The organism is Streptomyces sp. NPDC053750, from assembly GCF_044544295.1.
In the GTDB taxonomy this organism is placed as follows: Bacteria; Actinomycetota; Actinomycetes; order Streptomycetales; family Streptomycetaceae; genus Streptomyces.
In genome coordinates this window covers 483,619-505,417 of the sequence record NZ_JBITXB010000003.1, presented here as the reverse complement: position 1 = coordinate 505,417, position 21,799 = coordinate 483,619, and the positions used below count along the sequence as shown (strand labels likewise).

Here is a 21,799-nt window from a genome sequence, read left to right as displayed (position 1 = left end):
CGGCGGTGTTAGAAATGGCTCATGACCGGACATTTTGGTCGACGTCTGTTTCGGCCAGTCCACCGGCTCATCGACCGGCGCAGCGTCGCCGGGCAGATGTTCGCCCTGCAAGTGCTGATCGTGGTGTTGCTGATCACCGCCGCAGCGCTGGCGCTCGTGCTCCAGACCCAGCGCGACAGCACGTGGAACGCCCGCGGCCGGTCGCTCGCCGCCGCGGAGGCCTTCGCGCACGCCCCGGGCATCGTGGAGGCGCTGAGGTCTCCCGATCCGACGGCCGTGCTGCAGCGGCAGGCCGAGGGCGCCCGCCGCGCGTCCGGCGTCGACTTCATCGCCGTCATGAACACGGACGGGATCCGCTACACCGACTCCGAGCCGGAGCTGATCGGCAAGCGCGCCGCCGGCGACATCGAGCGAGCGGCGGCCGGGGAGTCCTTCACCGAGGTCTACGAGGGAAGTCCGAACGACGCGGTCCGGGCCGTCGTCCCCGTCACCGATGCCGACGGCTCCGTCGTCGGACTGGTCAGCAGCGGCATCGAGGTCGAGAACGTCGCCGCGGCGGTGAACCGCCAGCTGCCGATCCTCTTCGGTGCCGCGGCGGGCGCGCTCGTGCTCGCCACGGCCGGCTCGGCGCTGGTGAACCGGCGGCTGCTGCGGCAGACCCACGGGCTGGGGGCGGCGGAGATGACCCGGATGTACGAGCACCACGACGCGGTGCTGCATGCCGTCCGGGAGGGCGTACTCATCGTCGGGGCCGACCGCCGGCTCCTGCTGGTCAACGACGAGGCTCGGCGGCTGCTCGACCTGCCCAAGGGCGCGGAGGGGCGCCCTCTCCTGGAGCTCGGCCTGGACGAGGGCATCACCGAGCTGCTGGCCTCGGGCCGGGCGGCCACCGACGAGGTGCGCCTGACCGGGGACCGGCTGCTGGCGGTGAACGTGCGGCCCACCACCCCTTACGGCCGGCCCGGGAGCGTGGCCACGCTGCGGGACTCCACCGAGCTGCGGGCGCTGGCGGGACGGGCGGAGGCGGCCCAGGGGCGGCTGCGGCTCCTCTACGAGGCGGGGGTGCGGATCGGCACCACCCTGGACGTGGCGCGCACCGCCGAGGAACTGGCGGAGATGGCGGTCCCCCGGTTCGCCGACGTCGCCACGGTGGAGCTGCTGGACCCCGTGCTGCGCGGCGAGGAGCCGTCGGGCGCGTCCACCGCGATGCGCCGCACGGCCCTCTGCGGCATCCGCGAGGACTCGCCGTTGCAGCCGGTGGGCGACTCGATCCGGTTCGTCATCCCCACCACCCCGATGGCGGCGGCCCTGGCAGGGGGCCACGCGGTGCTCGTGACCGATCTCGCCGCGGCCGCCGGCTGGCGGGCCCAGGACCCCGAAGGAGCGGGCCAGGCCCTCGACCACGGCTTCCACTCGCTGGTCACGGCGCCACTGCAGGCCCGCGGCGTGATCCTGGGCATGGTCAACTTCTGGCGTTCGGAGCGTCCGGACCCGTTCACCGACGACGACGTCTTCGTCGCCGAGGAGCTGGCCGCCCGTGCCGCGGTGGCCATCGACAATGCCCGCCGCTTCACCCGCGAGCACACCATGGCCGTCACTCTGCAGCGCAGTCTGCTGCCCCGCACGCTGCCCGAGCAGAACGCGCTGGACGTCGCCCACCGGTATCTGCCGGCGCGGGCCGGTGTCGGCGGGGACTGGTTCGATGTGATCCCGCTGCCCGGCGCCCGGGTGGCGCTGGTCGTGGGGGACGTGGTGGGGCACGGTCTGCACGCGGCGGCCACCATGGGCCGTCTGCGCACCGCCGTCCACAACTTCTCCACCCTGGACCTGCCGCCCGACGAGCTGCTCGGGCACCTGGACGAGCTGGTCGGTCGGATCGACCGGGACGAGACCGCCCGCGACAGCGACGGCATCGTCGGCGCCACCTGCCTGTACGCGATCTACGATCCGGTCTCCGGACACTGTGCCGTGGCCAGGGCCGGACACCCGGGGCCCGCCCTGGTCCACCCGGACGGGAGCGTGGCCTTCCCCGAGGTGCCCGCGTGCCTGCCCCTGGGCCTGGGCGGCATGCCCTTCGAATCCGTCGAGCTGCACCTGCCCGAGGCCGGCCGGCTGGTGCTGTTCACCGACGGGCTCGTCGGGGACCGCGACCGGGACATCGACACCGGACTCGACCTCCTGCGCGGCGCACTGGCCCGCCCGGGCCGGAGTCCGGAGGAGACCTGCACGGACGTCCTCGACGCCGTGCTCCCCCCGCACCCCGGCGACGACATCGCGCTGCTGGTGGCCCGTACCCGCCGCCTGGACGCCGGGCAGGTCGCCGACTGGGACGTGCCCGCCGACCCCGCCGCCGTCTCCCGGGTGCGCGCCGAGGCCACCCGGCAACTGGCCGCCTGGGGCCTGGACGACATCGCCTTCACCGCCGAACTCGTCCTCAGCGAACTGATCACCAACGCCATCCGCTACGGCGCCGAACCGATCCACGTCCGCCTCCTGCGCGACCGCAGCCTCATCTGCGAGGTCTCCGACGGCAGCAGCACCGCCCCGCACCTGCGCTACGCGGCCACCACGGACGAGGGCGGCCGCGGCCTGTTCCTCGTCGCCCAGCTCGCCGAACGCTGGGGCACCCGCTACACCGAACGGGGCAAGGTCATCTGGAGCGAACAGCCCCTCACCGCCGGATCACAGGAAGCGGCGGTGCCGGTGGCTGTGCTGGACGACCTGGCGTGGTGAGTGGTTCCCTCAGGCGGTTTTCTCAGGCGGTTTTCTCAGGCCTCGACGGGTTCGTCCGCCGGCAGGCTGTCCATGAAGGAGCTGACGGAGAAGACCGCGTTGCCGGCGCCGGGCGGGCCGTAGCCGGGGGGCGAGGAGAGGCCGAAGTCCTCCATGGTCTGGCGGTAGGCCTGGAGGAGCCGGATGTGGTACTCCAGCGGGGCGCCGTCGGGGTTGGTCTTGCCCAGCGGGGTGGTGGGCTCGGGGCACCAGGTGGTGAAGCGGGGCGTGATGCCGTGCGACATGAAGAAGCGCAGGCCCTCGGTGGTGGAGTCAATGGCCTCGTCGACGGTCTTGAAGCCGAACGGCTCGGCCATCTCCACGCCCGCCACGAAGTTGGGGATGACGTTGCGCGCGCCGAAGACCTCGGTGGAGTCCAGGATGCGCCTGTGCCACTCGTCGCGGCCGACGTAGCGCTCCTTGCCGGGGCAGTACATCTTGAACAGGTACTCGTCCCACACCTCGAAGTTGGGGTGGTAGATCTGCACGCCGTAGTCCTTGAAGCGCTGGACGTCCGGCTTGGGCAGGGCCTGGGCGACGACCTTGCCGATCCACCGGCCGGGGAAGTGCTCCTCGATGGCCTTGGCGTACCGGCCGTAGAAGTCGGCCTCGTCCAGACCCTGGACCTTCGACGTGATCGCGCCGCCGGTGAGCGTGTACGCGGTGGAGATCTTGCCGGTGTCGTACTTGTTGATGATCTCCAGCGCCTCGAGGACCTCGTCGACGTCCTTCACGCCCGTGTACGGCCGCCCGGCCGCCTTGTGCTGGCGCCAGTTGTGGTTGATGTCGCAGTACTGGCACTCCTCCTTGGCGCCGAAGTACTGGCAGACGCGGAACGCGGTCAGGTAGATCAGGTAGCCCCACTGGATGGTCGGGGCCACCTCCATGACCGACTTCCCGTTGGAGAGCTTGTGCCGGTAGTACTCGGGCATGGGCGGTACGCCGACGTCGGCGATCCGCCTGCCGTCCAGGTAGAGGCCGAGGACACCGTCCTCGTTCGCGGCGACCCGGTAGGGCGAGGCGGGGTTCACGCGGACCGAGACGACGGTGCGGCGCAGGTCGTAGGGGCCGCCGGTGAGGATGATCTCCTCGGGCGGGCGGCGCAGCGCGGCCTCGCCCAGCTCGGGCAGGGTGCCGTGGTCGAAGGAGAAGATGAAGTACGACTTCGGCTTGACCGCGCCGTCCTCGTTGTCGCTGAGCGCGGAGGGGTCGAAGGCCACCCCGCCGCGGAGCAGGTCCTCCTTGAAGACGGCTTCCCGCGGTACGTGCGGAAAGCGCTCCATCAGATCCTCGACCAGCGCGGTACGGCTGCCCATCCCGTTGTCTCCTCCCGGCTCAGGCGTTCGACTTCTCACGGTATGCCCCCGCCGGTGCGGCTTACCGCGCGGGGGCCCTCCAGGCGCGCCGGGTAGGTTTCCGCGGTATGACCGACATCACCGTGACCAATTGGGCCGGCAACATCACCTACACGGCCAAGGAGCTGCTCCGGCCGCACTCCCCGGACGCGCTGCGGGCCCTGGTGGCGGACAGCGCGCGGGTGCGCGTACTGGGCAGCGGGCACTCCTTCAACGAGATCGCCGAGCCGGGGGACGGAGGCGTCCTGCTGTCGCTGGCGGACCTGCCCTCCGAGGTGGACGTCGACACCGCGGCCCGTACGGTACGGGTGGGTGGCGGCGTCCGGTACGCGGAGCTGGCCCGGCTGGTGCACGCGCGGGGGCTGGCGCTGGCCAACATGGCCTCGCTGCCGCACATCTCGGTGGCCGGGTCGGTGGCGACCGGCACGCACGGCTCCGGGGTGGGCAACGGGCCGCTCTCCTCGTCCGTGCGCGAGGTGGAGCTGGTCACGGCGGACGGCTCGACGGTGACCGTGGCGCGGGGTGAGGAGCGGTTCGGCGGCGCGGTGACCTCGCTGGGCGCGCTGGGGGTGGTGACGGCGCTCACCCTCGACCTGGAGCCGGCCTACGAGGTCGAGCAGCACGTCTTCACCGAGCTGCCGCTCGCCGGGCTGGACGCGGCGGCCTTCGAGACGGTGACGGCGGCGGCGTACAGCGTGAGCCTGTTCACCGACTGGCGGGCTCCCGGCTTCCGGCAGGTGTGGCTGAAGCGGCGCACCGACCAGCCGCTGCCCGAGTTCCCGTACGCCGCGCCGGCCGTCGAGAAGATGCACCCGGTGCCGGGCATGCCCGCGGTCAACTGCACCGAGCAGTTCGGGGTGCCGGGGCCCTGGCACGAGCGGCTGCCGCACTTCCGCGCGGAGTTCGTGCCCAGCAGCGGGGCCGAGCTCCAGTCGGAGTACCTGATGCCGCGCGAGCACGCCCTGGACGCCCTGCGGGCGATGGACGCGATACGGGAGACGATCGCGCCGGTGCTGCAGACCTGTGAGATACGCACGGTCGCCGCCGACGGGCAGTGGCTGAGCCCGGCGTACGGCCGGGACACGGTGGCGGCGCACTTCACCTGGGTCGAGGACACGGCGGCGGTGCTGCCGGTCGTGCGGCGGCTGGAGGAGGCGCTGGCGCCCTTCGCGGCCCGGCCGCACTGGGGGAAGGTGTTCACGACCGAGCCGACGGCCCTGCGCGCGCTGTATCCGCGGCTCGGTGACTTCCGGGCCCTGACGCAGGAGCTGGACCCGCGGGGCAAGTTCACCAACGCGTTCGTGCGGGACGTGCTGGCCGGCTGAGGCTCCCGCGCGAGGTGGGCAGGGGGCGGCTCCGGCAGCGGAGCCGCCCCCCTCACCTCAGTGGTCCGCGCAGCACGGCGTGGGGTCCGGGTCCTCGAAGGGGACCAGGGTGTCGCCGACGGCGGGCATGGCGGCGAGGACCAGTTCGCCGTGTTCCCACTGCGGGCGGACGAACTCCCGGGTGACGAGCCGGGCCCCGGGACCGGGCTCCTCGGGTGCGCCGAGGACGCGCACCCGGTCGATCGCGGAGCGCTCCAGCAGCTCGGCGACGGTGAGGGTGCCCGTCAGCGCGGCGGCGCCGGGGAAGAGCACCGCGCGTCCGGGCTCGTCCCAGGTGCCGTCCGCCACCGTGTGCCCCTGGGCCGCGAGCCGGGCCCGCGCGGCGTCGACCACCGCCCGCGAGCGGGCGGCCAGGGACAGCGCCACGCGCCGCCGTCCGCCCTCGTGCACCAGGTGGGTGCAGCCGAACACGTCCTCGGGGAGGCCGAGTCCGGCCGCGAGGTCCTGGAGCAGGTGGTCGGCCTCGCGGAGCCCGGTCACCTCGGTGTCGACGCGCAGGGCGTACGGCGGTGGGGTCACGAGGGCAGGACCCAGACCGGGTTGGAGTAGAACCACAGGTCGCGCCACGGGTCGGCGTCACCGACGACGTCGATGGCCGGGCCCGCGGGGTCGACCGAGGCGCCCATCGCGCCCACGGCGGAGCGGTTGCCGTCGGTGCCGCGCAGGCGGAGGTAGACGGGGTGGTCGACGCGGCCGAGGTCGTAGGTGAGGGTGACCGTGCCGGTGGACTTGTTCACCTCGTACGACTTGACGACCTTGGCGGACGGTGCGGTGAAGGTGTCCTTGTCCTTGACCTCGCCGGTGACGTCGCCCTGGATGACGTCGACGCGGGCCAGGGTGGGCTGGAATCCGGCCCAGTTGGGGCCGCCGGCCAGTGCCACGTCCACGGTGAGGGTGACGCGGGTGCCCTTCTTGACGTGGAGGGCGCCGCCGAGGGTGGCCCAGCGGCTGCCGCCCGAGACCCGGACGTCGAGGCCGCTGATGAGCTGGCCGTGGTCGACCCAGATGCGGCCGGCGCGGATGCCGTCCATGACGGCGGCGTAGGAGAAGCCCTCCGCGCCGACGTGGGTGCGGCTGTAGTAGCCGGGCCAGTAGTCGTTCTCCGTGATGTCGATCGAGCCGCCGTAGACGGGGTCGTCGTAGCGGCCGTTGGCGTTGAAGTCGCCGCCGCCGCGGGCCGCGGTGTCGCCGTAGATCTGGTGGGAGTCGGAGTTTGCGGTGATCCACCAGGGCTTGCCCTCGGCGAGCAGGCTGTCCCACAGGCCGCCGACGGTGGCGGTCATCCAGTCGAAGCCGCCCCAGGTGCGGTAGCTCTCCAGCGGGTAGCCGGCGAAGGAGTTGCTGCCGGGGCTGTTGTTGTAGATGCCGCGGGCGCCGCCGGGGCCGAGCGGCTTGGGCAGGCCGCCGGCCTGGTGGCCCGGGGCACCCTCCATGCCGACGGCGATGCGGTGTTCACCGGAGGTGGCGTCGCGCCAGGCGCGGATCTCGTGCGGGGAGTCGATGCCCTTGCGCGCCGGGTGGTTGGCGAGCATCAGGGCGTCCTTGACCTTGCGCCGCTTGACCTGGTCGGAGAGGAAGGTCAGTCCGGCGATGGCGAGCGCCTCGTTGGCGGGCGACGAGCCGGTGGCGGCCTTGACCGCGCCGTCGTAGCCGGTCTCGAACTGCTTGAGGACGGAGACCTCGTTCTTGCCGGGGTGGACGAAAACGGTGCCGTGCTCGGCGGCCGGGATGTTCCACTCCAGGCCCTGGAAGACGAGGGTGTCCTCGTACGCGGACCGCGCTTCCCTGATGTCCGGGTTGACCTTCTCCACACCGATCTTGGCGTGGGTGCCGCTGCCGTGGTCGGTGATGACCAGCCAGTCCATGCCGTGCCGGGCGCCCTGGCGGACCTGGTCGATGACGCGGTACTTGCCGTCGCTGCTGTACTGGGTGTGGATGTGGTGGTCGCCGGCGAGCCAGAGGAAGCCCTTCCCCCGGCGGCCGTTGCCCGCGGCCTGCGCGGGGGCGGCGGTCGCGGTCTGGGCGAGGACGGACCCGGCGGCCAGTCCGGCGCCGAGGAGGCCCGCGCGGCGCAACAGGCCGCGGCGCGACTGCTGTGCGGGGCTCAGGGCCTCGTCGGGGACGGTGGCGTCGAAGGCGGCGGGCAGGGCCGGCGTTGCCTCGTGCTCGTGGTCGTGCGTGTGTGCGTGTCCGTGGTGGTGATGGCCGTGCGGGTGACCGTGCCCGTGCCCGTGTCCGTGCCCCATGAAGATCCTCCTGGATACCGCCGCCGTTCGCGGCTGTGAGGAGAATCGATGCGGAAGGTGAACGTTGAACGACTCGGAGATGAGCCCCGCCTGCCGCCCGGCCTGCCCTAGCATGAAACCTAGGAGCCCTAGGAAGCCGGAAGGTGGCGCATGCCCCGAGCGGGTCTTACAACCGACCGCGTGGTCGCAGCCGCCGCCGACCTCGCCGACGAGACGGGGTTCGAGAGCGTCACCCTCTCCGCGCTGGCCCGGCACTTCGGGGTGAAGGACGCGAGCCTGTACACCCACGTCAGGAACCTCCAGGACCTGCGCGTCCGGGTCGCGCTGCTGGCCGGCGGTGAACTGATCGACGAGATCGCGGCGGCGGTGGCGGGCCGGGCCGGCAAGGAGGCCCTGGCCGCCTTCGCGGGCGCCTACCGGGCGTACGCCCTGCGCCACCCCGGCCGCTACGCGGCGACCCAGATCCGCATCGACCAGTCCCTCGTCGCCGACTCCCCCACCCTGCGCCGCACCGCCGAGGTCACCTACGGCATGCTCCGCGCCTACGGCCTCACCGAACCCGACCTCACCGACGCCGTACGCCTGCTGCGCAGCACCTTCCACGGCTACTGCGCCCTGGAGGCCACCGGCGGCTTCGGTGCCCCGCGGGACGTACAGGCCTCCTGGGACAAGGCGGTCGAGGCGCTGCACAGGGCGCTGACGCACTGGCCGCGCGAGCGGCACACCGAGAACGGGGGCTAACTCCCCAGTGCCCGCACCTCGTCGTACGTGGGTGCGCTCCCGCGCGGGACGCGGCCCGCGACGAGGTCGGCCGCCGTTTCCAGGGCCGCGCCCAGGGCCCGCCGGTAGAGCAGCGAGCCGAGGCTGACACGGCGCACGCCGAGGTCGGCGAGGTGCGCGAGGGTGGGGCCGGTGGGTGAGTGGAGGATGTTGAGCGGGACGTCGAGGCGGGCTACGAGGGCCGCGATCCGGGCGGGGTCGGTGAGGCCGGGGACGAAGACGCCGTCGGCACCGGCCGCGCGGTAGGCGTCGAGGCGCCGCATCGTCTCGGCGGCACGGCTCTCCCCCTCGCCGTCACCCTCGCCACCACCGAGCCAGTACGTGTCCGTGCGGGCGTTGACGAAGAGGCCGGGGACCGCCGACTTGACCGCGGCGATCTTCGCGGCGTGCCGGTCGGTGGGCCCCAGGGCGTCCTCCAGGTTGATGCCGACGGCCCCGACCGCCGCCACCTCCCGCGCGAACGCGGCCACTTCGTCGGGATCGTCGCTGAAGCCGTCCTCCGCGTCGACGGACAGCAGGAACGGCCCCGAGCCCAGGGTGAGGGCCAGCCGCAGCGTCTCCTCGCGGGTCGCCGACGCCCCGTCGGGCATCCCGGCCGCCGCCGCGACGCCCAGGCTGGTGGTGCCGACCGCCCGGAAGCCCTGCCCGGCGAGGGCGAACGCGGAGGCGTGGTCCCAGGCGCACGGCAGCAGCAGGGGCTCGCCGGCGCGGTGGAGAGCGGCGAAGGCGGTCACGACAGGTCCCCCACCGCGTCGGCGTAGTACACGGACTCCGTGAGGTGGGCCGCGAGTTCGCGGAAGCTCCAGCCCTCGCCGGGCGACCGGTCGAGCTGCTCGTCGGTGAGCGCGTCGAGCCGGTTGGCCCAGATCCGGGCCAACCGGGTGAGGCGGCTGCGGGCCTCGTCGAGGTCCTCCTGGGTGAAGGGGGCACGGTCCGCCTCCGTCGTCACCATGGAGGCGTGCCAGTGGTCGGGCTGCGTCTCCTCCCCCGCCAACCGGGCCTCGAGCTCGGCGAGATGGTCGACCATGTGGTCGGCGACCCGGCGGATCGCCTTGTGCGGGGTGTAGACGCGGCCGTCGACGTGCGCGGGCGTCCCGTCCCAGCGGGTCCAGGTGGCGGCGAGGGCGAGGACGTGGTCGACCATGGCGGTGACGGCGTCGGCGGGCGCGGTGAGGGTGTTCGAGTCGCTCATGTCCACGACGCTAGGTGCCGGTTCCTTCGGTGGCCGCCGAAGTGTCCCCGGACCGGCCCGCGCTCAGGTCACCAGTCCGTGGCGGTAGGCGTAGACGACGGCCTGGACGCGGTCGCGGAGGTCGAGTTTGGTGAGGATGCGGGAGACGAAGGTCTTGACGGTCTCGGGGCTGATCACGAGGACCGCGGCGATCTCGCTGTTGGAGAGTCCGTCGGCGATGAGGCGCAGGACCTCCATCTCCCGGGGGGTCAGCGGTATGTCCCGGGTGGTGCCCTCGGCGGGGCGGATCCGGGCCGCGTAGCGGCCCACGAGGCGGCGCGTCACGTCGGGGTCGAGCAGCGCCGCGCCCATGGCCACGGTGCGGATGCCGTGCAGCAGCCGGTCCGGCGGGGCGTCCTTGAGCAGGAATCCGCTCGCGCCCGCGCGCAGCGCCTCGTAGACGTACTCGTCGAGGTTGAACGTCGTCACCACGAGCACCTTGACGGGGTGCTCCACCCCGGCACCGGCCAGCAGGCGGGTGGCCTCCAGGCCGTCGAGCACCGGCATGCGGATGTCCATCACCACGACGTCCGGGCGCAGTTCGCGGGCCAGATCGACCCCGGTCCGGCCGTCCCCGCACTGGCCGACCACCTCCAGGTCGGGCTGGGCGTCGACGATCGTCGCGAGACCGGTGCGGATCAGTGCCTGGTCGTCGCAGATCATGACCCGGACCGGCGCGCTCATGACGTGCTCCCCCCGCTCCCTCCGGGTATCCGGGCCCGGACGACGAAGCCGCCGCCCTCCGCCCGGTCCGCGCCGAAATCGCCGCCCAGCACGTCGACCCGCTCCCGGAGGCCGGCCAGCCCCCGCCCGCTTCCGCCGGGGGACGCGGCCCCCGTGCCGGAGCCGTCCGTGCGCACCTCCACCGTGATCTCCCGTTCTCCGTGCCGCACCAGGACCGTCGTCCTGCCGCCGTGGTCGTACTTGAGGGCGTTGGTCAGGGCCTCCTGCACGACGCGGTAGGCCACGAGGTCGGAGCTGCCGGTCGCCGCCGCCGGTGTGCCCTCCTCGGTGAACTCCACCGGCTGCCCGGCCCGGCGCGTCTGCTCGACCAGGGTGAGCACCCGGCCGACGGGTGGCGTCCTGGGCTCGGCGGGGCCGTGGTCGGGGTTGAGGAGGTCGAGCAGGTGCCGCAGGTCGGTGATGGCCCGCCGGCCGGTGTCGCTGACGGCGGCCAGCGTCTCGTCGAGCCGCTCGGGCGCGGCGGTCAGGTACCGGGCCGCCTCCGACTGCACGACCATCGCCGTCACGTGGTGGGTCACGACGTCGTGCAACTCGCGGGCGATGCGGGTGCGTTCGGCGTTGCGGGCGTCCTCGGCGACCCGGGCGCGGCGCTCGGCCTCCGCGGCGCGCGCGGAGCGCAGCCACGCTCCGATGCCCCACGCCAGGGCGAGGACCAGGTAGAACGTCACGTACTCGACCAGCGTTTCGTCGCCGCCGCGCGCGTTCAGCCCGAGGGCCATGGCCACGTACGCCAGGGTGGCGGCGACCTGCGTGGCACGCCGGTACTTCTCCTGGTGGGAGCCCGCGTTGATCAGCACGATGGGGAGCGCGACGCCCGCGAACAGGTGGTAGCCGCGCAGTTGGTCGAGGGCGAAGCCGAGCGAGACCAGGGCGAGGCAGACGAGTGTCCACCGCCGGCGCACGGCCAGGGGGATGGACTGCAGGACGGCCGCCACCCCGGCCAGCGCGTCGGCGGGACGGGTCGGCAGGCCGCCGATCTCCGTGCCCTGGCCGCGAAGCGCCGGCAGGAGCGACGCGACGAGGAGCAGCACGCCGAACGGGAGGTCCCGGGCCGTGACGTCGAGCCGGCGCCACCGCTCCAGGACCCGTCGGCGATCGATCATCGGGGAAGTGTAGCGGTGGAGTTGGCGCGCGCGGCCCGCCGGGCGCCGAACGGCACGACGTTCCCGCGCCGGTGCGCCAGCCACAGGAACACCAGCGTCAGCAGCACCCCGAAGCCGACCGAGTACACGCTGCCCTCGGGCCCGAAGTCGCCGCCGGTCAGCAGCTTCGGACCCGACATCGTGGCGTCCAGCAGGCCCTCGCTGGTGCCGTTGCCGGAGACGACGGTGCTGAAGAGGCCACCCGCTGCGAAGTTCCAGCCGAAGTGCACGCCGATCGCCAGCCACAGGTTGCGGGTGGCGGCGTACGCCGCGGCGAGCATGAACCCGGCCTCGATGGCGATGGCGACGGCGCCCCACAGGGTGGCGTCCTCGTTGAGCAGGTGCGAGAGCCCGAACACCAGGCCGGTCAGCCCCAGTGCGAGGTAGGTGCCGATGTGCTCCTCGATGATCCGGAACAGCACCCCGCGAAACACGACCTCCTCGGTCGCGGCGGCAGCGGCCATGAACCCGACCAGCCCCACCGCGCCCTGCACCGATCCCAGTCCCTCGACCTCGTAGTGCCCGGAGGCGTAGAGGTTCACGATGACGGCAGCGAACATCCCGGCGCCGATCAGCGTCCCCCAGCCGGTCTTGGCCGCGGCGCCTTCCAGGGCCACGTCCAGGACCTCCCGGCGCTCGGTCCGCCGCACCACCCAGGCGTACACGAACACCACCAGCGCGGCCGACGTGAGACCGACCACCAGCGTGAGCCAGTCGTTGTCCTTCACCGCCTGGACGGCGATGCCGCCGATGGCGTAGGCCACCAGCACGGCCAGGAACTGCCAGACGAACCTCACGGGGACTCCTTCCTCGGGCCCGTGAGCGAAGTGCCGCGGGCTGTAACGGAAGTTACGGGCCCGGCGGCCGGAGATCGTCACCTCGGGGTGGACACCTGTCTGTAGCTCGCTCGGGGGACAAGGCCCCGGTGTCCGGGCGGGCCGGGTCAGGGCGCTCGCACAGCACCCTTCGGCAGCAGGCGCAGGGCGAGGAGTTCGTCCCGTACGAGGCCCGCGTAGACGGTGGCGCCGTGAGTGGAGGTGTGGGTGTTGTCCCGCTTCTCGTCGGAGAGGTACAGGGACTTGGAGCCCTCCACGCCGAGTGACTCCACAAGTGCCTTGGTCTTCGCGGTGAGGTCGATCAGCGGTACGTCCTCGGCGGCGGCGACCGAGCGGACGACGGCCGGGTGGTCGACGCCGAGGCCGTTGACGAGCAGGGCGGTGCCGTTGTTCAGGGTGCCGTCGGCGTTGAACCAGCGGCGCACGATCGGCGTCACGAGGACGGGCTTCCCGCCCCGCTCCCGCACACCCGCCACCAGTGCCTCCAGGTTGGCCCGGTAGGTCGCCCCGTCCGTCGTCTTGTCGTTGTGCGCGAGCTGGACGAGCACCAGGTCACCGGGGCGGATCAAAGGCCGGACGGTGCCCCACAGCCGCGCGTCGGCCAGGTAACTGACCGTGCTCTCGCCCGAGTCGGCGTAGTTGGCGACGGACAGTCCCTTGCGGAGGTACTGCGGCAGCTGCTGCCCCCAGCCGGAGTACGGATCCCCCGGCTGGTCGCAGACCGTGGAGTCCCCGACGAGGAAGATCTGCCGCGCGTGCCGGGCCGGGGTGATCTTGATGTCGGCCAGTGCGGGCGCCGAGCCGCCGATCGTCAGGTCGAGGCCCGGGGTGCCGTCGGGCCCGGTGGGCTCGCCCTCGGGCGTGCGGACGTTCACGGTGAAGCTGCGGGCGACGCGCTCGCCGGCCGCGGTGGCGGTCTCGGGCAGCAGGGCCCGCCTGCTCTCGCCGCCGATGGCGGTACGGGCGGCGCCCTCACCCCCGAGCAGCACCTTCACGTCGTACGTGCCCGGCGGTACGTCGAAGTGGCAGGCGGTGGCGGTGCAGTTGCCGGGCGGCCGGGGCGCCGACGCCTGTGCCGGGACGGCGGTGGCGAGGGTGCCGGAGACGGCCAGGCAGAGGGCGGCGGCGACACCGACGGCGTACACGCGTCTCATCTCAGGCACGCCCCTCGGTGGTGCCGCTCGCCGTGTCGGCCACCGGGACGCCGAAGTCCGGGGTGCCGTCGGCCTTCCAGCCGAGCCGCTGGATGCGGGTGTGCCGGTTGGGATCGTGGAGCGGGTCGCCGTCGATCTCCTTGTACTGGCGGGCGTGGTACACGAGGACGTCGGTGCGGCCGTCCCGGTCGACGGTGAAGCAGTTGTGGCCGGGGCCGTACTGCCGGGTGGTGTCGTTGCTGGTGAAGACGGGGGTCGGTGACTTCTTCCAGTTCGCGGGGTTCATCAGGTCGGCGTCCGCGTCGACGGTCAGCAGGCCCATGCAGTAGTTGGCGTCGGTGGCGCTGGCCGAGTACGTCATGAACAGCCGGCCGTTGCGGGCGATGACGGACGCGCCCTCGTTGACCTTGAAGCCGATGCACTCCCAGTCGTACTCGGGCGTGGAGAGCCGTATCTGAGGACCTTTCAGCGTCCAGGGGTTCTCCATCTCCGAGAGCCACAGGCCGGTGTTGTTGTCCATGCCGGGCTCGTGCTGGGCCCAGGCGAGGTAGCGGGTGCCGCGGTGGGTGAAGGTGGTGGCGTCGAGGGAGAAGGTCTCCCAGGCCGTCTTCACCTGACCGCGCTCCACCCAGGTGCCGCGGAAGGGGTTGGGGTGGGAGTTCTCCAGGACCCAGATGCGGATGTCCCAGACGCTCTCCGCGGGCGCGGCGGCGAAGTAGATGTACCACTTGCCGCCGATGCGGTGCATTTCCGGGGCCCAGATGTGGGCGCCCATGTCACCGGTGGCGTGCTTGCGCCAGATGACGGACTCGGCGGCGGTCGCGAGGCCGCCCAGGGTGCGGGAGCGGCGCAGGATGATGCGGTCGTACTCGGGGGCGGTCGCCGTGAAGTAGTAGAAGCCGTCGGTGTGGCGGCGGATGTGCGGGTCGGCGCGGTTGCGGACGAGCGGGTTCACGTACGGGGCGGCCTTCCCGGGCGCGGCGGCGGCCGCGGCCGCCGGGACGGCGGGGACGGCGGCCAGGGCTCCCGCGAGGGCGGCGCCCTTCAGCAGCAGACGTCTGGCGGGGGCGGAGGCGGGGGGCTGGGCGGGCATCTCGGGACGGTCGGGCAGATCGTCGACGCGGCTCATGCGGGGGTCCCTCTCGACAGAGTCGTTCGAGTTGTTCGATATTCCGGACAGCATTTGGCATGACGAACGTCGAAAAGGTAAGGGGGCGATCGAGGGAGGTCAACGGGTCGGACGAGGTTGGACTAGCGTCGAGCCATGACCAGCGACTTCGCCGACGCCCTCGCCGCCGGCCCGCTCGTGCTCGACGGCGGCCTGTCCAACCAGCTGGAGTCGGCCGGGCACGACCTGAGCGACGAGCTGTGGTCGGCCCGGCTGCTCGCCGAGGAGCCCGAGGCGATCGTCGAGGCACACCTCGCCTACTTCGCGGCGGGCGCGGACGTGGCGATCACCTCCAGCTACCAGGCCACGTTCGAGGGCTTCGCCCGGCGCGGCATCGGCCGGGAGCGGGCGGCCGAGCTCCTCGCCCTCAGCGTGGAACTGGCCCGCGAGGCGGCCCGCAGGGCGCGGGTGACGCGTCCGCTGTGGGTGGCGGCGTCGGCCGGTCCCTACGGCGCGATGCTCGCGGACGGCTCCGAGTACCGGGGCCGGTACGGCCTCGGCGTCGCGGAGCTGGAGCGCTTCCACCGACCGCGTCTGGAGGTCCTGGCGGCCGCCCGCCCCGACGTGCTCGCGCTGGAGACCGTCCCCGACACCGACGAGGCGGCGGCGCTGCTGCGGGCGGTGCGCGGACTCGGCGTCCCGGCCTGGCTGTCGTACACCGTCGCGGGCGACCGCACCCGCGCCGGGCAGCCCCTGGAGGAGGCCTTCGCCCTGGCCGCCGACGCGGAGGAGGTGATCGCGGTGGGCGTGAACTGCTGCGCGCCCGAGGACACGGCCGGTGCGATCGAGACCGCCGCGCGCGTCACCGGCAAGCCGGTCGTCGCGTACCCCAACAGCGGGGAGGCGTGGGACGCGGAGACCCGGGCCTGGCGGGGACGCCCCTCCTTCACCGCCGAGCAGGTACGGGCCTGGCGGCAGTCCGGGGCCCGGCTGGTCGGCGGCTGCTGCCAGGTGGGCCCGGACACGATCACATCGATCGCAGCGGCACGCTGACTCGGGGTGACCAGTGGCCCAGAGGCTGACAGCCACCGCAGCGGCCCGGTCGCGTGGGGCGGGGGCGCCGGGCAGTATGTGAAGTGTCAATTCGAACGGGCGCCCTTTCGCCTCCGCGCGGCGGTGAACCCCGCACTCGGGCTCCTGCAACGGGGCGACGCGTCTCGGTGGAGCCCTCCAGGGTCGACGTCAGAGCGATCCGGAAGCGGCACAACCCCTGCACAACACCAAGGAAAGTGGATCGTCCCATGTCGCAGGCCACAAACGAGTTGAGCAAGGACCCCGCGCCGGACGCGGCCGAAGACAACGCGTACTTCCCGTCACCGTATTCACTCAGTCAGTACACGTCGTCGAAGACCGACTTCGATGGGGTCCAGCACAAGGGCGCCTACACCCAGGGAAAGTGGAAGGTGCTCATGATCGCGGCGGAGGAGCGCTACGTCCTGCTGGAGAACGGCAAGATGTTCTCCACCGGAAACCATCCGGTGGAGATGCTGCTTCCGCTTCATCACATGATGGAGGCGGGCTTCGACGTCGACATCGCCACGTTGGAGGGCTATCCGGCGAAGCTCGAGCTGTGGGCGATGCCTCACGAGGACGAAGCGGTCATGGAAACGTACGAAGCCCTCAAGCCGAAGCTCAAGCAGCCCAAGAAGCTCTCCGAAGTCGTCGCCAAGGGACTCGGAAAGGACTCGGATTACCTCGCCGTGTTCATTCCAGGCGGACACGGGGCCGTCGTCGGGCTGCCGGCCAGTGAGGCGGTGGGCCAGACGCTTGAGTGGGCCCTGTCCAACGACAAGTTCGTCATCACCCTGTGCCATGGCCCGGCGGCGCTGCTCGCTGCCTCGTTGGGCAGGGACGAGTCGCCGTTCAAGGGGTACTCGGTCTGCGTCTTCCCCGACGCACTCGACGAGGGGCCGAACCTCGAGATCGGCTACCTTCCCGGCCGCTTGCCCTGGCTGGTAGCCGATCTGCTGAGCAAGCAGGGACTGAACGTCATCAACGATGACATGACCGGCAAGACCCACCAGGACCGGAAGCTCCTGACGGGTGACAGCCCCCTCGCCTCCCACAAGCTCGGTCTGCTCGCCGCTGAGGCCCTGGTCGAGGCAGTCGGGACCGCGGGCTAGGGTCCGCCCTGTATGGGCCGGCACCGATCGACGAGACGGCCGAGCGGGTGATGCCGTCGCTGTGGGGCGAGCCGAGTCAAGGGCGCGCCGCAGGCCTGTCGGCGAAGCCGACGCGTAGCGCCCTTCACTCGGATCGCGGAAGCACGACACCGGCAAAGAAGCGGGCGGCCCCCACGGCCCCTCCTCCAGCGCCCTCGGCGACACCCACCTCGCACCACACGATCTTGCCGAGGCCCCGCTCCCCCACACCCCACTTGTCCGCCAGCTCCGACACCAGCAGCAGCCCGCGCCCGCCCTCCCGGGGCCCCCGTCCGCACTCCAGCGGCACCGCCGGTACGCCGTCCCCGCTGTCGTGCACCTCCACGCGCACGCCGTCACCGCAGGGCAGCAGCCGCAGCAGGAAGCCCCGGCCGGGCGGTACGCCGTGCACCAGCGCGTTGGTGGCCAGTTCGCTGACGCACAGCACCACGTCGTCCGCACGTTCACGCACGCCCCACTCGGCGAGTACCTCATGCGTGAACGCCCGCGCGGCGGGGACCGAGCGGCGTTCCCTCCGGTAGAAGCGCTCACGTGGGGACGGGGGTTGAGTTTCCTTGTTCACATGACGAGGGTCACGCTGCGTGGCCATGATGAGACAGTGCGCGCACCCGTACATCCCGTCTGTACGGGTGCGCCCTGGTGAACGTACGCGCGCGGGTGGGGAGTTCGACCTCATGGGCACGACGACACGGAGGAACGCCTCCGCGATGAAGATGGTGGGGGCGCTGCTCGCCCTCTACCGCCAGGCCGCCGGACACACACAGAGGTCACTGGGCGAGCGCTTCGTCATCGGCGAGCAGCAGATCGCCTCGATCGAACAGGGCAGACGCCCCCTGAAGCCGGATCTCGCCGAGCAACTCGACGAACTCCTGGAGACCAAGGGGGCGTTGTCGACTGCGCTGAGCAGGATGCCGGAGGTGGATCTCGTGCCGCTGTGGGCGGAGGAGTTCCTGGACAGGGAGCGGGAGGCCATCACCATCTCGTCGTACGAGAACCAGGTGTTGCCGGGGCTGCTCCAGACGGAGGCGTACGCGTGGGCGGTGTTCCGCAGCCGCGTGCCGTTCTACGACGAAGACAAGATCGCCCAGTTGGCGACAGCGCGTATCGAGCGTCAGGGCATCCTGCACCGCAAGGGACCGCCGATCACCTGTTTCGTGGTCTGGGAGCCGGTCGTCCGGGCACCCATCGGCGGGCGGGAGGTCTGGGCGGAGCAGCTCCGACACCTGCGTGTGTGCTCGGAGTTGCCGGGCCTCATGTTCCAAGTTCTGCCTCAGGACCGTACGAGCCACGCCGGTCTCAACGGGCCGTTCGTGCTGTTGGAGACGCCCGAACACCAGCGACTCGCCTACGCGGAAACCCAGCGTGGCAGCCAACTGATCGCTGATCCAGACGAGGTGGCGATCCTCACCCAGAAGTGTGCGATGCTGCGGTCACAGGCCCTCACGCCCGAGGACACGAGGGATCTTCTGGACCGTCTCCTGGGAGAGCAATGAGCAGCACCGCACTTCAGTGGGTCAAGTCGAGCTACAGCGGCGACGAAGGCGGCAACTGCGTAGAGGTCGCCACCGAACCCACCGCCATCCACATCCGCGACTCCAAAACCCCGGAGGAACACGTCACCGTCGCACCAGACGCCTGGACCGCGTTCCTCGCATGGTGACGTCGGCCTTCCACAGGTCGAACTCGGCGTCGCGCGGACCGTGCGTCACGGTCGGTTCGCCCGCGTCGAACACCCGCACGGGGTGTGTGGCGTCCCAGGCCGGCCAGCCGGGGTCGCCGGACCGGGCGAACCGGACCCACGCCCCGTGCATCGCGTCCGCCAGTTCCTGCGGGGCGCCCTCTCCCGCGAGCCTGCGGGACGCCGGCACGTCCCCGGAGTCGAAGACGAAGCCCAGCTCCAGGGCGTGGCAGGCGCCGAGGTCGGGCAGGTTCGAGGGCCAGGCGAACTCGTAGACGTAGGACGATCCGGGCCGCGCGTCGGCCAGGCGGTGCAGCGGGATGCGGAGCAGGTGGTCGGTGACCAGCTGGCCGACGGTCTCGGCGGTGCCGGCGTCCGGGTACAGGGCGCGGTAGCCGCGTACGACCTCGGTGCCGCAGCGGCAGCGGGCCCGCGCGCCGGCGAGGGCGACCGCGCCGAGCCGGTCGACGCGTTCCAGGAGGCCGCCGGGGACCAGCCACAGCCGGTACTCGTCGCGGGTCCAGCCCATCATCAGGTCGACGCCGCGGGCCACGTCGCCCTCGACGAGCGCCTCCAGCGGATCACGGGGGACCACGTCGCCGTCGACGACGATGCCGAAGGCGGGCCCGCCCAGGACGGGGCTGCTGAGCCTGCTCACCTCGGCCTGGGCGCGCAGCAACTGGTCCCGGTCGGCGGCGGCGAAGGACTCGGCCGTGGCGGGGATCTTCAGGCGGGCGGCCATCCGGCGGACCATCCGCCGCACCTTGTCCCGCTCGCCGGCCTCCGGCGCCCCGCTCTGCAGCACCGCCCGCCGGAACAGCCCCTGGGCCCGCGGGGCGGCGAGCAGGGCGCCGACGCTGATCGCCCCGGCGGACTGGCCGGCGAGGGTGACCCGGTCGGGGTCGCCGCCGAAGGCCGCGATCGCGTCGCGGACCCATTCCAGGGCGGCGATCTGGTCGCGCAGCCCGGGATTGGCGGGGGCGTCCGGGAACAGTCCGTAGCCCTCGACGCCCAGTCGGTAGTTGAGCGACACACAGACCACGCCGTCGCGGGCGAAGGAGTGGCCGTCGTACACGGGCACGGCGGACGATCCCCGGGTCAGGGCGCCGCCGTGCAGCCAGACCAGGACCGGTAGTCGGGCGCCGGGGCTCGGCTCGGGGGTCCAGACGTTGAGGTTGAGGCAGTCGTCGCCGGGGATCGCCGGGTCGGAGAGGTACTGGGCGAAGGCCTCCGAGTACGGGGGTTTGGGGGCCGTCGGGCCGAAGGCGGTGGCGTCGCGGACGCCGTCCCAGGGGTCGGGGGGTGCGGGCGGCCGGAAGCGGCGGGGGCCGACGGGGGGCGCCGCGTAGGGGATGCCCCGGAACACGGTGATGCCGCGCTCGTGTCTGCCGCGTACCGCCCCGTGGGGCGTATGGACCACGGGTTCCGTCTGGCCTGCCATCGGGTGCTCACCAGCCCTTCGCCGCGCTCTCCCACCACCGCTCACCGATCACGCTCGCCGCTCACACAAGAGCGCCATCGCGCCCGAGCGTATTCCGGCACCGTCGATCGCGCGCGACGTCGCTGGGAGACAATGGAAGACACGCCCGCAATGTGATACTGAGGAGGCCGTCGTGACCGTCGACCCTCATCACCCCGGCCAGGCCGACTCCGTACGCATCACCGAGGCCGATGGGCAACACGCCGTTCTGGCCTTCTCCGGTGTCCTGGACTCGCATGAGCTGCGCGTACTGGAGGAGCTCCTCCTCGATTCCCGTCTGCGCAGCCCACAGGAGTGGACCCTGGAGATGCGCGACCTGGATCATCTCGACCTGGCGTGCGCCTACGCCCTGCTGCGCGCGGTCACCCGGGCGCCGGAACCGGCAGCGATCACCGTCCACGGCGCCCACCCCGCCGTTCACCGCACCCTGCGGCACGCCGGCCTCGACACCGTCGCGACGTTCACGGAGTAGCCGCTGGACGTCGGCGGTCCGCGGTCTTCCCGCCGCAGTCGCGCGAACCTAGGATAGGAAGCGCTTTCTATGTGCTTTCTGTCGCCGGGCCCTCGGGCGGGCCGGAGAGGTGAGGTGGTTACCCCATGGCCCGTACGGCGCGTGCGAGCACGTCGGCCGGGCCGACGCTGGCGGTGGTGGCCCGTGAGGCGGGGGTCTCGGTGCCGACCGCGTCCAAGGTGGTCAACGGCCGTGAGGACGTCGCACCCGAGACCCGTCGCCGCGTAGCCGAGGCGCTGGACCGGCTCGGCTACGTGCGCAGACCTCGCTTCGACACCTCGAAGGCACCCCGGATGGTCGACCTCGTCGTGGACTCCCTGGAGAGCTCGGGGTCGGGCGCGGTGCTGCACGGGGTGGAGGAGGCGGCGTACGACGCGGGGCTGGAGGTCGTCGTCTCGGCGGCTCCGAACCGCTCGCGGCCCGCCGGCCCCCGGGAGGTGCTGCGGCCGGAGCGCGGGTGGCTGGAGAGGCTCGTCGTGCGCGGTTCGTCCGGGGTGCTGTTCAATCTGGCCGAGCCGACCGCCGCCCAGTACGCCTGGCTGGAGCAGCACCGCATCCCCTTCGTCCTGATCGACCCGGCCGTGGAGCCGCCGCCGGGCGTGGTGTCCGTGGGCGCGGCGAACTGGCAGGGCGGGGTGACGGCGACGGAGCATCTGCTGCGGCTCGGGCACGAGCGGATCGCCGTCGTCGCCGGTCAGCGGCGCAGGCCGGACAGTGGCGCACGGGTCGCCGGCTATCGCTCGGCCCTCACCTCGGCCGGCGTGCGCCATCGCCCCGAGTACGTCCGCCACGCCGGTTTCGACCGGGCCGAGTCCCGCCGCCGGATGCGGGAGCTGCTGGACCTGCCCGTTCCGCCGACGGCCGTGTTCGTCTGCTCGGACGCGATGGCCCTCGGCGTCTACGAGGTGCTGGCCGAGCGGGGGGTGGCGGTGCCGGACGACATGAGCGTGGTCGGCTTCGACGACCTGCCCGAGGCCCGGTGGGTCACGCCCGCCCTGACCACGGTCCGCCAGCCCCTCTCCGAGATGGCGGCCACCGCCCTGCGCCTGCTGCTGCGGATGATGGACGGCCACCACCCGGAGAGCACCCGCACGGAGCTTTCCACCCGCCTGGTGGAACGCGCGAGCACGGCACCGCCGCGCAGCGTCTAGCGCC

21 protein-coding genes are annotated in these 21,799 nt (G+C 72.3%); 9 read left to right on the top strand and 12 right to left on the bottom strand.

Annotation, left to right across the window (positions count from 1 at the left end):
* Positions 1-21 precede the first annotated feature (21 nt).
* Complete coding sequence (locus ACIGO6_RS11660) at positions 22-2,733, top strand: SpoIIE family protein phosphatase (RefSeq protein WP_399874560.1); 2,712 nt, start codon at positions 22-24, stop codon at positions 2,731-2,733.
* A 35-nt stretch (positions 2,734-2,768) separates the two neighbouring features.
* Here ACIGO6_RS11660 and ACIGO6_RS11655 read toward each other — a convergent pair whose 3' ends face one another.
* Entirely contained in the window at positions 2,769-4,088 is a 1,320-nt protein-coding gene (locus ACIGO6_RS11655) for a radical SAM protein (RefSeq protein WP_399874558.1), read from the bottom strand.
* 107 nt (positions 4,089-4,195) lie between these two features.
* Here ACIGO6_RS11655 and ACIGO6_RS11650 point away from each other — a divergent pair, with 107 nt between their 5' ends.
* Positions 4,196-5,452, top strand: a complete 1,257-nt coding sequence (locus ACIGO6_RS11650; RefSeq protein WP_399874556.1) for an FAD-binding protein — start codon at positions 4,196-4,198, stop codon at positions 5,450-5,452.
* A 57-nt stretch (positions 5,453-5,509) separates the two neighbouring features.
* On the opposite strand, the gene ACIGO6_RS11645 is transcribed toward ACIGO6_RS11650, so the two are convergent.
* Positions 5,510-6,031: a hypothetical protein gene (locus ACIGO6_RS11645; RefSeq protein WP_399874554.1), complete on the bottom strand. Its 522-nt coding sequence runs from the start codon at positions 6,029-6,031 to the stop codon at positions 5,510-5,512.
* On the bottom strand, positions 6,028-7,758 hold the full coding sequence (locus tag ACIGO6_RS11640; protein WP_399874552.1) for a PHP domain-containing protein: 1,731 nt from the start codon (positions 7,756-7,758) through the stop codon (positions 6,028-6,030). Before ACIGO6_RS11640 ends, ACIGO6_RS11645 begins: the two co-directional genes overlap by 4 nt.
* A gap of 150 nt (positions 7,759-7,908) precedes the next feature.
* Between ACIGO6_RS11640 and ACIGO6_RS11635 the strand changes: the two genes are divergently transcribed.
* Entirely contained in the window at positions 7,909-8,499 is a 591-nt protein-coding gene (locus ACIGO6_RS11635) for a TetR-like C-terminal domain-containing protein (RefSeq protein ID WP_399874550.1), read from the top strand.
* On the opposite strand, the gene ACIGO6_RS11630 is transcribed toward ACIGO6_RS11635, so the two are convergent.
* The 7 genes from ACIGO6_RS11630 to ACIGO6_RS11600 form a co-directional block, all read right to left on the bottom strand.
* Positions 8,496-9,272 carry an isocitrate lyase/phosphoenolpyruvate mutase family protein gene (locus tag ACIGO6_RS11630; protein WP_399874548.1) on the bottom strand — a complete coding sequence of 259 codons (777 nt, stop codon included), beginning with the start codon at positions 9,270-9,272 and terminating at the stop codon, positions 8,496-8,498. The two genes, ACIGO6_RS11635 and ACIGO6_RS11630, sit on opposite strands and share 4 nt — an antisense overlap.
* Positions 9,269-9,730, bottom strand: coding sequence for a hypothetical protein (locus ACIGO6_RS11625; RefSeq protein ID WP_399874546.1), 462 nt, complete (start codon positions 9,728-9,730; stop codon positions 9,269-9,271). The genes ACIGO6_RS11630 and ACIGO6_RS11625 overlap by 4 nt, the downstream gene beginning before the upstream one ends.
* A 63-nt stretch (positions 9,731-9,793) precedes the next feature.
* Complete coding sequence (locus tag ACIGO6_RS11620; protein ID WP_399874544.1) at positions 9,794-10,453, bottom strand: response regulator; 660 nt, start codon at positions 10,451-10,453, stop codon at positions 9,794-9,796.
* On the bottom strand, positions 10,450-11,616 hold the full coding sequence (locus ACIGO6_RS11615) for a sensor histidine kinase (protein WP_399874542.1): 1,167 nt from the start codon (positions 11,614-11,616) through the stop codon (positions 10,450-10,452). The genes ACIGO6_RS11620 and ACIGO6_RS11615 overlap by 4 nt, the downstream gene beginning before the upstream one ends.
* The gene (locus tag ACIGO6_RS11610) at positions 11,613-12,452 is read right to left on the bottom strand and encodes a lysostaphin resistance A-like protein (protein WP_399874540.1); all 840 of its coding nucleotides are present in this window, start codon (positions 12,450-12,452) and stop codon (positions 11,613-11,615) included. Before ACIGO6_RS11610 ends, ACIGO6_RS11615 begins: the two co-directional genes overlap by 4 nt.
* A gap of 146 nt (positions 12,453-12,598) precedes the next feature.
* Positions 12,599-13,645 carry a rhamnogalacturonan acetylesterase gene (locus ACIGO6_RS11605; protein WP_399874538.1) on the bottom strand — a complete coding sequence of 349 codons (1,047 nt, stop codon included), beginning with the start codon at positions 13,643-13,645 and terminating at the stop codon, positions 12,599-12,601.
* Between the two features lies 1 nt (position 13,646).
* Positions 13,647-14,774, bottom strand: a complete 1,128-nt coding sequence (locus ACIGO6_RS11600) for a family 43 glycosylhydrolase (protein ID WP_399874536.1) — start codon at positions 14,772-14,774, stop codon at positions 13,647-13,649.
* Positions 14,775-14,909: 135 nt separating this feature from the next.
* Here ACIGO6_RS11600 and mmuM point away from each other — a divergent pair, with 135 nt between their 5' ends.
* Together mmuM and hchA are read left to right on the top strand one after the other, a co-directional pair.
* Entirely contained in the window at positions 14,910-15,806 is an 897-nt protein-coding gene (gene mmuM, locus ACIGO6_RS11595) for a homocysteine S-methyltransferase (protein ID WP_399874534.1), read from the top strand.
* Between the two features lie 236 nt (positions 15,807-16,042).
* Positions 16,043-16,936: a glyoxalase III HchA gene (gene hchA / locus ACIGO6_RS11590; protein WP_399874532.1), complete on the top strand. Its 894-nt coding sequence runs from the start codon at positions 16,043-16,045 to the stop codon at positions 16,934-16,936.
* 124 nt (positions 16,937-17,060) lie between these two features.
* Here the strand turns inward: hchA and ACIGO6_RS11585 are convergent, their stop codons facing one another.
* A complete protein-coding gene (locus tag ACIGO6_RS11585) occupies positions 17,061-17,537 on the bottom strand; it encodes an ATP-binding protein (protein WP_399874896.1) in 477 nt (158 codons plus the stop codon).
* 112 nt (positions 17,538-17,649) lie between these two features.
* Here ACIGO6_RS11585 and ACIGO6_RS11580 point away from each other — a divergent pair, with 112 nt between their 5' ends.
* Both ACIGO6_RS11580 and ACIGO6_RS11575 read left to right on the top strand, forming a co-directional pair.
* Positions 17,650-18,468: a helix-turn-helix domain-containing protein gene (locus tag ACIGO6_RS11580; RefSeq protein WP_399874530.1), complete on the top strand. Its 819-nt coding sequence runs from the start codon at positions 17,650-17,652 to the stop codon at positions 18,466-18,468.
* Positions 18,465-18,635 carry a DUF397 domain-containing protein gene (locus ACIGO6_RS11575; protein ID WP_399874528.1) on the top strand — a complete coding sequence of 57 codons (171 nt, stop codon included), beginning with the start codon at positions 18,465-18,467 and terminating at the stop codon, positions 18,633-18,635. The genes ACIGO6_RS11580 and ACIGO6_RS11575 overlap by 4 nt, the downstream gene beginning before the upstream one ends.
* On the opposite strand, the gene ACIGO6_RS11570 is transcribed toward ACIGO6_RS11575, so the two are convergent.
* Complete coding sequence (locus ACIGO6_RS11570; protein ID WP_399874526.1) at positions 18,592-20,094, bottom strand: carboxylesterase/lipase family protein; 1,503 nt, start codon at positions 20,092-20,094, stop codon at positions 18,592-18,594. The genes ACIGO6_RS11575 and ACIGO6_RS11570 overlap by 44 nt on opposite strands.
* A gap of 172 nt (positions 20,095-20,266) precedes the next feature.
* On the opposite strand from ACIGO6_RS11570, the gene ACIGO6_RS11565 reads away from it, so the two are divergent.
* On the top strand, positions 20,267-20,605 hold the full coding sequence (locus ACIGO6_RS11565) for an STAS domain-containing protein (protein ID WP_399874524.1): 339 nt from the start codon (positions 20,267-20,269) through the stop codon (positions 20,603-20,605).
* A gap of 125 nt (positions 20,606-20,730) precedes the next feature.
* Positions 20,731-21,795 carry a LacI family DNA-binding transcriptional regulator gene (locus tag ACIGO6_RS11560; protein ID WP_399874522.1) on the top strand — a complete coding sequence of 355 codons (1,065 nt, stop codon included), beginning with the start codon at positions 20,731-20,733 and terminating at the stop codon, positions 21,793-21,795.
* Positions 21,796-21,799 lie beyond the last annotated feature (4 nt).